12 protein-coding genes are annotated in these 12,877 nt (G+C 66.3%); all 12 read left to right on the top strand.

Going from position 1 to position 12,877, the window contains the following annotated elements; translation table 11 throughout:
- Positions 1 to 79: 79 nt before the first annotated feature.
- The 12 genes from ACQUQ0_RS11630 (at position 80) to ACQUQ0_RS11575 (ending at position 12,852) form a co-directional block, all read left to right on the top strand.
- A complete protein-coding gene (locus tag ACQUQ0_RS11630) occupies positions 80 to 493 on the top strand; it encodes an NADH-quinone oxidoreductase subunit A (protein WP_435185176.1) in 414 nt (137 codons plus the stop codon).
- Positions 490 to 1,200, top strand: a complete 711-nt coding sequence (locus ACQUQ0_RS11625; RefSeq protein WP_435185175.1) for an NADH-quinone oxidoreductase subunit B — start codon at positions 490 to 492, stop codon at positions 1,198 to 1,200. Before ACQUQ0_RS11630 ends, ACQUQ0_RS11625 begins: the two co-directional genes overlap by 4 nt.
- Positions 1,197 to 2,867, top strand: coding sequence for an NADH-quinone oxidoreductase subunit D (locus ACQUQ0_RS11620; RefSeq protein WP_435185173.1), 1,671 nt, complete (start codon positions 1,197 to 1,199; stop codon positions 2,865 to 2,867). Before ACQUQ0_RS11625 ends, ACQUQ0_RS11620 begins: the two co-directional genes overlap by 4 nt.
- Positions 2,867 to 3,928 carry a complex I subunit 1/NuoH family protein gene (locus ACQUQ0_RS11615; RefSeq protein WP_372389150.1) on the top strand — a complete coding sequence of 354 codons (1,062 nt, stop codon included), beginning with the start codon at positions 2,867 to 2,869 and terminating at the stop codon, positions 3,926 to 3,928. Before ACQUQ0_RS11620 ends, ACQUQ0_RS11615 begins: the two co-directional genes overlap by 1 nt.
- Positions 3,928 to 4,389 (top strand): NuoI/complex I 23 kDa subunit family protein, encoded by a 462-nt coding sequence (locus tag ACQUQ0_RS11610; RefSeq protein ID WP_103992160.1) that lies wholly within the window; start codon positions 3,928 to 3,930, stop codon positions 4,387 to 4,389. Before ACQUQ0_RS11615 ends, ACQUQ0_RS11610 begins: the two co-directional genes overlap by 1 nt.
- A 190-nt stretch (positions 4,390 to 4,579) precedes the next feature.
- Entirely contained in the window at positions 4,580 to 4,840 is a 261-nt protein-coding gene (locus ACQUQ0_RS11605; protein WP_435185172.1) for an NADH-quinone oxidoreductase subunit J, read from the top strand.
- Complete coding sequence (locus ACQUQ0_RS11600; RefSeq protein WP_435185171.1) at positions 4,837 to 5,211, top strand: NADH-quinone oxidoreductase subunit J family protein; 375 nt, start codon at positions 4,837 to 4,839, stop codon at positions 5,209 to 5,211. The genes ACQUQ0_RS11605 and ACQUQ0_RS11600 overlap by 4 nt, the downstream gene beginning before the upstream one ends.
- Positions 5,211 to 5,513 carry an NADH-quinone oxidoreductase subunit NuoK gene (gene nuoK, locus ACQUQ0_RS11595; protein WP_435185170.1) on the top strand — a complete coding sequence of 101 codons (303 nt, stop codon included), beginning with the start codon at positions 5,211 to 5,213 and terminating at the stop codon, positions 5,511 to 5,513. Before ACQUQ0_RS11600 ends, nuoK begins: the two co-directional genes overlap by 1 nt.
- A 1-nt stretch (position 5,514) precedes the next feature.
- Positions 5,515 to 7,536, top strand: a complete 2,022-nt coding sequence (nuoL, locus tag ACQUQ0_RS11590) for an NADH-quinone oxidoreductase subunit L (RefSeq protein ID WP_435185169.1) — start codon at positions 5,515 to 5,517, stop codon at positions 7,534 to 7,536.
- Positions 7,533 to 9,059, top strand: coding sequence for a complex I subunit 4 family protein (locus ACQUQ0_RS11585; RefSeq protein WP_435185168.1), 1,527 nt, complete (start codon positions 7,533 to 7,535; stop codon positions 9,057 to 9,059). The genes nuoL and ACQUQ0_RS11585 overlap by 4 nt, the downstream gene beginning before the upstream one ends.
- On the top strand, positions 9,059 to 10,573 hold the full coding sequence (locus tag ACQUQ0_RS11580) for an NADH-quinone oxidoreductase subunit N (RefSeq protein ID WP_435185167.1): 1,515 nt from the start codon (positions 9,059 to 9,061) through the stop codon (positions 10,571 to 10,573). The genes ACQUQ0_RS11585 and ACQUQ0_RS11580 overlap by 1 nt, the downstream gene beginning before the upstream one ends.
- A 794-nt stretch (positions 10,574 to 11,367) precedes the next feature.
- Positions 11,368 to 12,852 (top strand): DHH family phosphoesterase, encoded by a 1,485-nt coding sequence (locus ACQUQ0_RS11575; protein WP_435185166.1) that lies wholly within the window; start codon positions 11,368 to 11,370, stop codon positions 12,850 to 12,852.
- Positions 12,853 to 12,877: the final 25 nt, after the last annotated feature.

Below are 12,877 nucleotides of genomic sequence, written 5' to 3'. Positions count from 1 at the left end.
GACTTGTGCCCGAGCGACAGTATAAATCAACGCTTATGGGGGGGCACTGCTAACTGCCGAACGTCAGGGAGACTTAGGAATGAGTGAATGGATCGCAATCGGCGCCCTCGGGGTCGTCGCCGTCGGCATCCCGCTGGGGATGATGGCGGTGTCAGCGTTGCTTCGCCCCTCGGTGCCGGAACAAGGTAAACGCGCCACCTACGAGAGCGGTGAGGTCCCGACCGGAACGGCGCGCGTCCAGTTCAACATCCAGTACTACATGGTCGCGCTGCTGTTCCTCATCTTCGACGTCGAGACCGTCCTCATCTTCCCGTGGACCGTGATCTACCGGTCCGCCCTCGACCAGGGAGTCGGACTGATGACGGTGCTGTGGCCGATGCTCGTGTTCATCGGCGTGCTCGTCGTCGGCCTGGTCTGGGCGTGGCGCAACGGCGCAGTCAAGTGGGTCAAAAGCCCGCTGGCGAACCGCGAGAAGACGGAGAGAAACGCATGAGTAGCGAACGAGACAGACCATTCGTCACGGACGACACGCAAGTACAGACCGACACGCGGGACGCCCGGATGACGGGCGGCGGCGCGGACAACCGCTTCAACTCCAAGCTTCGGGAGGCGTTCGGCTCCTCGCCGTTCATCCTCACGAAGTTCGACCAGTTCATGAACTGGGTCCGCGGCTCCTCGATGTTCATGCTGCAGTTCGGGATCGCGTGTTGCAGCATCGAGATGATGCACACCTACTCGGTGAAACACGACCTCGACCGCTTCGCGGCCGGGGTCCCCCGCGCGTCGCCGCGGCAGGCGGACGTGATCATCGTCCCCGGGACGATCGTCTCGAAGTTCGCCCCGCGGATGAAGCGAGTCTACGACCAGATGCCCGAGCCGAAGTTCGTCGTCGGGATGGGCTCGTGTACCGTCTCCGGCGGCCCGTTCCAGGAGGGCTACAACGTCATCAAGGGCGCCGAGGAGGTCATCCCCGTCGACATCCACGTCCCGGGCTGTCCCCCGCGTCCGGAGGCGCTCATCTACGGCGTCGCAAAGCTCCAGCAGCGCATCGCCGAGGGCGAGTCGAGCCCGGTGACGGTCAAGCCCTACGAGCTCGAACAGTTCGACGACCTCGAGCGCGACGAAGTCGTCGAGAAGCTCGCCGACCAGATCGACGAGGACGATCTGGTGATGCGGTACAACTGGGCTGATTCGCCATGAGCCTGGAGGAACCGGCACCCGACGACGGCGCCGTCGAGGCGCTGCCGACCGCCGCCGAGGAGATCGAATCCCTGCTCGGCGACCTCGTCGTCGACACCGAAGAACACGTCAACGCGCCCGGCGTCGTCGTCCGGCCCGACGCGGTCCAGGAGGCGCTCCGACGGCTCCGCGACGAGGCCGGCTTCGACCACCTCTCGTGTGTCACCGCCGAGGAACGTGAGGACCGCTACGAGTCGATCTACCACCTCACGAGCTACGACGACCGGCAACGAGAGGTCAGCGTCGTCGTCCCGACGACGAAGGACGACCCCGTGAGCGAGTCCGCCGCGCCGGTGTTCCGGACGGCCGACTGGCACGAGCGGGAGGCCTACGACCTCGTCGGCATCGAGTACGACGACCACCCGGATCTGCGTCGGATTCTCCTGCCGGAGACCTGGCAGGGCCATCCGCTCTCGCAGAACTACGACCAGGACCGGCCGCAGATCGTCACGCTCGACGAGTGGGAGAACCCCCTCGCCGACGACCACCGCGAGGAGGAGGGCGACACGATGTACGTCAACATCGGGCCGCACCACCCCGCGACCCACGGCGTCCTCCACGTGAAGACGGTGCTCGACGGCGAGCAGGTCGCGGACGTCGACCCCGACATCGGCTACCTCCACCGCTGCGAGGAGCAGATGTGCCAGACGAAGACCTATCGGCACCAGATTATGCCGTACCCGGACCGCTGGGACTACGCCTCTTCCGGCCTCCTCAACGAGTGGGCCTACGCCCGCGCGGCCGAGGACCTCAACGACATCGAGGTCCCGGAGTACGCTCAGATCATCCGGACAATGGGCGCCGAGCTCTGCCGGATCGCCTCGCACATGCTCGCGGTCGGGACGTTCGCGCTGGACGTCTACGGCGACTTCACCGCGATCTTCATGTACGCGATGCGAGACCGCGAGAAGGTCCAGAACATCCTCGAAGACCTCACCGGCCAGCGGATGATGTTCAACTACTTCCGGCTGGGCGGGGTCGTCTGGGACCTCCCCGAGCCCCGCGAGGACTTCTTCGAGACGGTCCGCGACTTCCTCGATGACCTCCCGGAGGCGCTGGAGGAGTACCACGACCTCATCACGTCCAACGAGATCCTCCAGGCCCGCACCATCGACACGGGCGTCCTGCCGCCGGAGGTCGCGAAGTCCTACGGCGCGACCGGACCGGTCGCCCGCGGCTCCGGCATCGACTACGACCTCCGCCGCGACGACCCCTACGGCTACTACGACGAGCTGGAGTGGGACGTCGTCACCGAGGACGGCTGCGACAACTTCAGCCGGCTGCTCGTGCGGCTCCGCGAGGTCGAAGAGTCCGCGAAGATCATCGAGCAGTGCGCGGACCTGCTGGAGGACTGGCCCGAAGACGAACGGGAGATCCAGTCGAACGTCCCGCGGACCCTGCGGCCGGCCGACGACAAGGAGATCTACCGCGCCGTCGAGGCCGCGAAGGGCGAACTGGGTATCTACATCCGCGGCGACGGCACCGAAAAGCCCGGCCGCTTCAAGATCCGCAGCCCGTGCTTCTCGAACCTCCAGACCCTTCCGGAGATGAGCAACGGCGAGTACATCCCGGATATGATCGCATCGCTCGGTAGCCTCGACATCGTCCTCGGCGAGGTGGATCGCTGATGGTCGCGCCGCTGCAGTCGACCACGCCGCTGCCCGACACGATCGCCGGCCTGCTGGGTCTGTCGGGGACGGTCGGGCAGATCGTCGGCGGCCTGATCGGGGCGTTCATCATCGCGAACCTCCTCTTGGTCCAGACGGCCGTCGCCGGCCCGTGGGCCAAGCGGAAGATCACCGCCGCGTTCACAGACCGCATTGCGGTCAACCGCGTGGGGCCGTTCGGCCTGGTCGTGATCGTCGCCGACGCCGTCCGCCTGCTCTCGAAGGAGCTCGTGATCCCGGAGGGCGTCGACCGACCGACCTACGACCTCGGCCCGCTCTTCGTGCCCTTCTCGGCGCTGCTCGGGTTCGCGGTGATCCCGATGGGCAACGGCATCCACCTGGCCGACCCGGAGACGGGGCTCGTCTTCGCCTTCGCGGCGTCGTCGATCGCCTCGCTCGGCCTGGTGATGATGGGCTACGGCTCGAACAACAAGTACTCGCTCCTGGGCGGCCTGCGGGCGATCGCCTCGAACATCGCCTACGAGATCCCGCTCGTCGTCACCGCGGCGTCGGTGGTCGTCTTCACGGGCACACTCCAGATGAGCGAGATCGTCGCACAGCAGACGGAGCCGCTCCTGTCGATCGCGGGCGTCACGATTCCGCAGTGGTTCGCGTTCGTGAACCCCTTCGCCTTCGTGCTGTTCGTGATCGCGAACCTCGCTGAGGTCGGCCGCAACCCGTTCGACGTGCCGGAGGCGCCGACCGAGATCGTCGCCGGGTACCAGACCGAGTACTCCTCCGTGTACTTCGTCCTGATCTACCTCGGGGAGTTCATCCACATCTTCCTCGGCGGCGCGATCGCCGCGACGCTGTTCCTGGGCGGACCGGCCGGGCCGTTCCTGCCCGGCTTCGTGTGGTTCACGATCAAGATCTGGGCGTTCTACCTGTTCACCCAGTGGGCCCGCTCTGCGGTGCCCCGGCTCCGGATCGACCAGTTCCTCGACATCGGCTGGAAGGGGATGCTCGTGCTCTCCTTCGCGAACCTGGCGCTCACGGCCATCATCGTGGGAGTGATCGCATAATGATCGGCGTACTCAAATCGATGGCGACGACGATGAAGCACGCGCTGGACGGCGAGACGTTCACGGTCGAGTACCCGGACGTCGCGCCCGAAGTGAGCCCCCGGTTCCGCGGGGTCCACAAGTTCAGCCAAGAGCGGTGCATCTGGTGTCGGCAGTGCGAGAACGTCTGTCCGAACGACACCATCCAGATCGTGCAGGACGACCAGCGCAACGGCGAGCAGTACAACCTCCACATCGGTCAGTGCATCTACTGCCGGCTCTGCGAGGAGGTCTGTCCCGTCGACGCGATCCTGCTGACCCAGAACTTCGAGTTCACCGCCGACACGAAGGACGACTTCGTGTACAACAAAGAACAGCTGAAGAACGTCCCGTGGTACAAGGACATCGACCCGCTCAACTCCCGGGAGCCCGACCGCGATGCGTGGATCGGCGAGGGGGAGGGCGAGGTGGACTACCAGTGATAATGTCTATTGTCACTGGTTACCGCTGGGTCGCCGGAATGGGGTGGCGAACCGGCGGTAATGACTGACAATAGACATTATGACGTGACGCCCCTCGTCCGCGGAATCGGATCGAAGTCCCGTCGGTCGCCGACGGCCGTTCGCGGACTTCTCGAAATCTTCAAAGGGGTTCCTCAAGGAGACACACACAATGGTTTATGAGACCATCGCGTTCGCGCTGTTCGCCCTCGTGACTGTGGGCTGCAGCCTGGGCGTCGTCCTCGTGCGGGACGTCTGGCACTCCGCACTCCTGCTCGGGGGCGCGCTCTTGAGCGTCGCGGTGCATTACGTGATGTTGCAGGCCGAATTTCTGGCCGCGATGCAGATCCTCGTCTACGTGGGCGGGGTTCTCATCCTCATCACGTTCGCCGTGATGCTGACGCGTGCAGAACCGGAGGTGAGTAGCACATGACAACGAAGCCGGAACTGAAACTCGGATCGCATCTGGTTCCCGGTCTCGCGGCTGCGGCGCTGTTCGTCGTGATGGGCGCCGCGTTCCTCTCGGCGACCCTCCCCGCTCCGCAGGGGTTCGCCGAGGACGCGAACATCACCGCCAGCATCGGGTATGCGATGTTCAATCTGGACCTCGGCGACGTCGCGGCCGAGAGCTTCCTCATCGCGTTCGAGACCATCGACATCCTGCTCGTGGCCGCGCTCGTCGGCGCTGTGATGCTCGCGCGTCGCGAGTCCGGCGACCGGACGATGACGGTCCTCACGGACGGCGGTCGGCGGCTGCGTGAGACGCTCACGACCGACAGCGACGGCGAGGAGGTGGACGACTGATGGTCCCGCCGCAGTACTACCTGCTGCTCTCGGCGGCCGTCTTCTGTATCGGCCTGTTCGGGATCCTGACGCGCCGCAACGCGCTGTTGTTCCTGATGTCGGTCGAACTGATGTTGAACGCCGCGAACATCAACCTCGTCGCGTTCTCCTACGTCTGGGGGAACCTCACGGGGCAGACGTTCGGGCTGTTCCTGATGGCGATCGCCGCCGCCGAGGTCGCGGTGGGCGTCGGAATCATCCTGGTCCTGTACCGCGACTTCGACGACGTCGACGTCACCAAAGCGACAACGATGAGGTGGTAAGATGGCAGGAATATTCGACTTCGCACCCGCGATCGTGTTGTTGCCGTTCGTCTCGTTCCTCGTCGCGCTCGCGGTGGGCGACCGCCTGCCGAAGGGCGGCGCGCTCGCCGGGATCGCCGCGACGGCCGGCTCTCTCCTCCTGGCCGCCGCGACGTTCCTGACGGTGTCCGGGGGACGGACGTACGAGCAAACGATCTACGTGTGGGCCGACGGCATCAACGCGGTCGACCTGAGCTTCGGGCTCCTGATCGACCCGCTGTCGGCGATGATGCTGCTCATCGTGACGCTCATCGCCTTCCTGGTCCACGTCTTCAGCCTCGGCTATATGAACGACGAGGGCGAGACCGGCCTCCCGCGGTACTACGCCGGCCTCGGCCTGTTCACGGCGTCGATGCTCGGCTTCGTCGTCGCGGACAATCTGCTGATGGCGTTCATGTTCTTCGAGCTGGTCGGGCTCTGCTCGTACCTGCTCATCGGCTTCCACTTCCGGGAGCCGGGGCCGCCAAGCGCGGCCAAGAAGGCGTTTCTCGTGACCCGTTTCGGCGACTACTTCTTCCTCGTCGGCGTCGTCGCGGTCTTCGCGACGTTCAGCACGGCGGAGTTCGCCGGACGGGGCTCGTTCCCGGCGCTCGCCGAGTCGGCGCTCCGGGGCGGCGCGCCCGCGGTCAACACGTTCGGCTTCGCGCCGCAGACGTGGTTCACGATCGTCGGCCTGCTCGTCCTGGGCGGCGTGATCGGTAAGTCCGCACAGTTCCCGCTGCACACCTGGCTGCCGGACGCGATGGAAGGCCCGACGCCGGTCTCGGCGCTCATCCACGCCGCGACGATGGTGGCCGCCGGGGTCTACCTCGTCGCGCGGATGTACGGCTTCTACGCGCTGTCGCCGAACGCCCTGGCGATCATCGCGTTCATCGGCGGCTTCACCGCGCTCTTCGCCGCGACGATGGGCGTCGTCAAGCGCGAGATCAAGCAGGTGCTCGCGTACTCGACGATCTCGCAGTACGGCTATATGATGCTCGCCCTCGGCGGCGGCGGCTACGTCGCCGCGACCTTCCACCTGATGACGCACGCCTTCTTCAAGGCGCTGCTCTTCCTGGGTGCGGGTTCGGTGATCATCGCGATGCACCACAACGAGAATATGTGGGACATGGGCGGTCTGAAGGACAAGATGCCCGTGACCTACTACACCTTCCTCTCGGGGTCGCTGGCGCTGGCCGGCATCTTCCCGTTCGCCGGCTTCTGGTCGAAGGACGAGGTCCTCTACGAGACGCTGCTTCACGGCCTCGACGGGAACCCGATCCTGCTCGGCGCGTACGCGATGGGACTCCTGGCCGTGTTCTTCACCGGCTTCTACACGTTCCGGATGGTGTTTCTCACCTTCCACGGCAAGCCGCGAACCCGGACGGCCCGCGACCCCCACGGGGTCCGCTGGAACGTCAAGGGCCCGCTCGTCGTGCTCGGCATCCTGGCCGCGGTCGCCGGCTTCGTGAACATGACGCCGGTCGCCGAGCTGACGGGACTCCACATCGAGTACCTGCACAAGTGGCTCGAACACGGCATCGAGGGCGTGACCGTCGAGCACTACTCGACGCTGCTGCACGACTTCGCGGGCTACGGCGCCGAGGGCGTCCACCTGAGTCCGCTCATTCCGGGCGCCGTCTCGCTCGGGCTCGCGTTGGCGGGCTCCGGCGTCGCGTACCTCCTGTACGACGTCCCCGAGCCGATCCGGTACACCGACCGGCTCGGGCGCATCAAGTCGCTGCTGTACAACAACTACTACCAGGACGAGTACCAGGTCTGGCTGGCGAACGGCGTCACGCGTCCGGTCGCGCGCGTCGCAAACAAGTTCGACGGCGGCGTCGTCGACGGCGTCGTCAACGGCGTCTCCAGCGTCAGCCTGTTCTCGGGGAGTCGCATCCGTCGCGTCCAGACGGGCGTGGTGAGTAACTACGCGGCGCTCCTCACGCTCGGCCTGACGGCACTGCTCGTCGCCTTCGGGATCTTCGGAGGGTGGTTCGTATGATCATTGAAGCGCTCATCGCTGTCACGTTCCTCGCCGCGCTGGTCGTGTTCGTCGCCCCCGACGAGTACGCCGGTCGACTCGCGGCGGCACTCAGCGTGCTCCCGGTCCTCGGGAGCCTCTGGATGTGGGCACAGTACGACGCGAGCGGCAACGCCCTGCTGGGCGGCTCGATCGCGTTCGAGACCGATTTCGTCTGGCTGACCCTCGGCGGCCTCGACCTCCACTGGTTCGTGGGGGTCGACGGCATCAGCCTCCCGCTCTTGGTCCTCACGACGATCCTCTCGACGCTCGCGATCGTCAGCGCGTGGACGCCGATCTCCGAGCGCCAGTCCCAGTTCTACGGGCTGATGCTCTTCATGGAGGCGAACCTCCTCGGCGTGTTCACCGCCTTGGACTTCTTCGCGTGGTTCGTCTTCTGGGAGGCCGTGCTGGTCCCGATGTACTTCCTCATCGGCGTCTGGGGCGGTCCCAATCGCCGCTACGCCGCGATCAAGTTCTTCGTGTACACGAACATCGCGTCGCTCGTGATGTTCATCGGGTTCATCGCCCTGGTCTTCGGCCTCGGCGACTCGGTGTCGTCGATGCGGCTGCCGGAGATCGCCCAGGCGCTTCGGGCCGGCGAACTCGGCGGCTTCGCGGGGCTGAACGCCGCGACGCTGAAGACGGTCGCCTTCGTGGCGATGTTCCTCGGCTTCGCGGTGAAGGTGCCCGTCGCGCCGCTGCACACCTGGCTGCCGGACGCCCACGTCGAGGCGCCGACGCCGGTGTCCGTGATGCTGGCGGGCGTCCTCCTGAAGATGGGGACCTACGCCCTGCTCCGGTTCAACTTCACGATGATGCCCGACGTCGCGACCGCGCTCGTCGTCCCCATCGCGGGGATCGCCGTGATCAGCGTGATCTACGGCGCGCTGCTCGCGCTCGCCCAGCAGGACCTCAAGCGCATCGTCGCCTACTCGTCTGTGTCCTCGATGGGCTACGTCATCCTCGGGCTCGTCGCGTACACGACCTACGGGGTCGGCGGCGCGACGTTCCAGATGATCGCCCACGGCCTCATCTCGGGGCTGATGTTCATGGCGGTCGGCGTGATCTACAACACGACCCACACGCGGATGGTGGGCGATATGTCCGGTATCGCCGACCGCATGCCGGTCACCGCCGGCATCTTCGTCGCCGGCGCGTTCGGCTATATGGGCCTGCCGCTGATGGCCGGCTTCGCGGGCGAGTTCTTCATCTTCAAGGGCTCGTTCGCCTCCACGGTCCACTCGGCGATGCCGCTCTTCACCGGGGCGGCGATGTTCGGCATCGTGATCGTCGCGGGCTACCTGCTCTTCGCGATGCAGCGGACGCTGTTCGGCCCGTTCAGCTTCGACGGCGAGTACGAGATCACGGAGGCGCCGACCCACGACGTCGCGCCGCTGGCCGTCCTCCTGCTCTTGGTCATCGTCCTCGGGGTCGCCCCCGACCTCTTCTTCGGGATGATCCAAGACGCTGTTAATCCGATCCTGCAGGGAGGTGGGCTGTGATGTCGCTCCTCCTCCAGTCCGCGGACGCGGGCACCCCGATGTGGTCCGCGCTCGCGCCCACGATCCTGCTCGGCGTGACCGGGCTGGTCCTGCTCGGCATCGATATGCTGTGGCCCGACGAGACCAGCAACACGGTCCTGGCCGTCACCTCGGCGGTCGGTTCGCTGCTGGCCTTCGGCGTCACGGCGTGGTTCCTCGTCGCCGGCACCGGCCAGACGCGGACCGGCGGCGAGATCACGCTGTACGGTGACGCCCTGGTCGTCGACGGGATGAGCCTGTTCTTCACGCTCATCTTCACGATCGTCACCGCGATGGTGGTCGTCGCCTCTTACGACTACCTCCGCGAGCAGCGCCACCGGGCGGAGTTCTACGCCCTCGTGCTGTTCGCCGCCACGGGGATGACCCTGATGGCGACGGCGAACTCGCTCGCGACCGCGTTCGTGAGCCTGGAGCTCGCGTCGATCCCCTCCTACGCGCTCGTCGCGTACCTCAAGGAGGACAAGGGGAGCGTCGAGGCCGGACTCAAGTACTTCCTGATCGGGGCGGTGTCGTCGGCCGTGTTCGCCTTCGGGATCAGCCTGGTGTACGCCACCTCCGGCTCGATGATCTTCGGCGACGTCGCGAGCGCGGTCGAGGGCTCGGAGATGGTCGGGGTCCTCGGCATCGGCGTCCTGATGATCGTCGGCGGGTTCGCGTTCAAGACCGCCTCCGTGCCGTTCCACTTCTGGGCGCCGGAGGCCTACGAGGGCGCGCCCGCGCCGGTCTCGGGCTTCCTCTCGTCGGCGTCGAAGGCCGCCGGCTTCGCGGTCGCGTTCCGCGTCTTCGTCGAGGCCTTCCCGCTGGGAGCGATCCCGGCGGGCGTCGACTGGGTGCTCGCGTTCCAGGTGCTCGCGGTCGTCACGATGACGCTCGGGAACTTCGCCGCGGCCACCCAGGAGAAGGTAAAGCGGATGCTCGCGTACTCCTCGATCGGACACGCGGGCTACGCGCTCATCGGCTTGGCGGCGCTGTCGGCGGGCGGCCCCAACGGTGACGTCCTGGGGGCGTCGATGGCCCACCTGCTCGTCTACGGCTTCATGAACACGGGCGCGTTCCTGTTCATCGCCCTGGTCGAACACTGGGGCGTCGGCCGCACGTTCGAGGACTACAACGGCCTCGCGTCGGCCGCACCGGTCGCCGCCGTGGCGATGACGGTGTTTATGTTCAGCCTCGCGGGTCTGCCGCCGTTCGGCGGCTTCCTCTCGAAGTACGCCCTCTTCTATTCGGCCATCGAGGCCGGGTTCTGGTGGCTCGCCGCCGTCGGCGCGATCAACAGCGCGCTGTCGCTGTTCTACTACAGCCGCGTCGTGAAGGCGATGTGGATCGAAGAGCCGGCGGGCGACTTCGAGATCGGAAGCCGTCCGGTCGGCCTCTACGCCGCGGTTCTGTTCGCCGGGGTCGGGACGCTGCTCCTGCTGCCCGGCTTCGGGCCGGTCATCGAGACCGCGCAGTCGGTCGCTGCGGCGCTGTTCTAGAACCCACCTTTTTGCTGCGTCGGGTCGCGCTTCGCGCGACCGCTCCCTTGCAAAAATCCGGACGAAAAAGCGTCCAATTTGTAAGTTCGTCTATTTGCTGACATACGCTGTTCTTTTCCTTACTGCCGTTGCTGGGGTGATTTTCTGAATAGCCTTGGCAGGGATATCGCACTACACTTGTTGCCGAGTCAATTGCGTCACATAGACCGGGTAGGTTTTGACGGCTTCTTGATGGGCGAGGAGAACCGTAGCTGTGACACTTGAGGGCGTCACATCAACAACGGACGGTTGTGAGACCGACAGCTCTGTGAGTACGTCCCCACTTCTGTTCGTGGTCGTCCCTAATCTGATCATCACACGACGGCAGTCACTGGGTTGTGACGATGTCCCAACAGAGAGCGCATCTTCTGCGGAGACTCGCTCTCGAAGACGATCCGATACTGCGCTCGCGCTTACTGACGCACCCTTCGTGTACGCCCAGTCTGCGAATGGACGGGAGCCGTATCTGCCACCCTCTTCACCAGAACGGGATTGCTGTCGAGCCGAGAGTAGCACCCACACTGAGGAGCTGACGTCGTTTGAGGAGAGGCATACGGAGCGTCCCCGCGAAATGTGTAAATTATTTGTCTAAAATGGATCCGCGAGCGGAGCGAGCGGTTCACCGACGACGTCGCCGAAGGCGGCGAGTCGGACGTTTGTTGGTCCAGCTTTTTGCAACGAGCGGTGCGCCGGAGGCGCACCCGAGTCAGCAAAAAGGTGGGGTGTTTTTAGCGCCCGCGTCCGGACGTCCGCGTATGCAACGGCGGCTGGTCCTCGGGTGCGGATCGATCGCACGCGAGACCGTCGAGCGCCTCGCCTCCTGGCCCGGGGAGTTGACGATCGTCGCTGGCGAGAACGAGACAGTCCCGGACGGCGTCGGGAGCGGTGTGTCAGTCGAGCACACCAATATCGACGACGACGCGCTGCCCTCGCGAGCAGACCTCGTCTACGTCGCCAGCGACGACGACGCCGCGAACGCCGAAGCGGCCGAGCGGGCGCGGGCGGCGTACCCCGACGCGCAGATCGTCGGCCTGGCGAGCACGTCGGCGGACCCGACCACGCGAGACCGCCTCGATGCCGCCGCCGACCGCGTCGTCGACGTGCGGGAGACGCTCGTCGACCGCGTGCAGGAGCTGGCGGTCGGCCCCGGCGCCGAACAACTGCAGCGCCTGTTCGCGACGCTGCGTCGGATCGACGGCCGGCTGGCGGTCGTGATGCACGACAACCCCGACCCCGACGCCATCGCGAGCGCGCTCGCGGTGGCGCGGATCGCCGCGACGCTCGACGTCCCCGCCGACGCGTGCTACTTCGGCGACATCTCCCACCAGGAGAACCGCGCGCTCGTGAACCTCCTCGGATTGGACCTCGTCGAACTGGAATCCGGCTCGGAACTCGATGAGTACGCCGGCGTCGCGCTCGTCGACCACTCCCGCCCCGGCGTCAACGACGGCCTCCCCGAGGACACGACCGTCGACGTCGTCGTCGATCACCATCCGCCGCGGGCCCCCGTCGAGGCGCAATTCGTCGACCTCAGACACGATATCGGCGCGACGAGTACCCTCGTGACGGACTACCTCAGACGGGCGGGGATCGACCCCGACGAGTCGCTGGCGACCGCACTCCTCTTCGGCATCCGGGTCGACACAAACGACTTCTCGCGGGAGGTCTCGCCGGCCGACTTCGGCGCGGCCGCGTGGCTCCTCTCGCACGCGAACCTCTCGCTTTTGGACCGCGTCGAGTCGCCGAGTATGACCTCCGCGGTGCTGGAGACGCTGGCGCGGGCGATCCGCAACCGCGACGTCCGCGGCGACGCCCTCGCGTCGAACGTCGGCGCGATCTCCGACCGGGACGCCCTCGCGCAGGCGGCCGATCGCCTGCTGAACATGGAGGGGATCCGGATCGCCGTCATCTACGGCTTCAAGGACGGCACCGTCTACGTCTCGGGGCGCGCCCGCGGGACCGACGTCGACCTCGGCGAGACGCTCCGGGACGCGTTCGATGCCATCGGCAGCGCGGGCGGGCACGCGGACATGGCCGGCGCGCAGGTCCCGCTCGGGATCCTCGCCGAGAGCGACGGGGACTCGGCGGCGGATCTCGAACGGATCGTCACAGACGTGATCGCGAGTCGCCTGTTCGAGACCCTAGCCGACGCGACGACGCTCCTGGGGATCGGCGAGGACGACGCCGGCTGGTCCGCGGAGTATCCCTTCGGGACGTGGGACCGGGACGACTCGGAGTGAGCCGACGCCCGTTCGGCCGCGCTGT

Source organism: Halobellus sp. EA9, assembly GCF_051195055.1.
Classification (GTDB): domain Archaea; phylum Halobacteriota; class Halobacteria; order Halobacteriales; family Haloferacaceae; genus Haloquadratum; species Haloquadratum rubicundus.
Note: the sequence above shows the minus strand (reverse complement) of the source record. Positions and strands in the feature narration are given on the sequence as shown.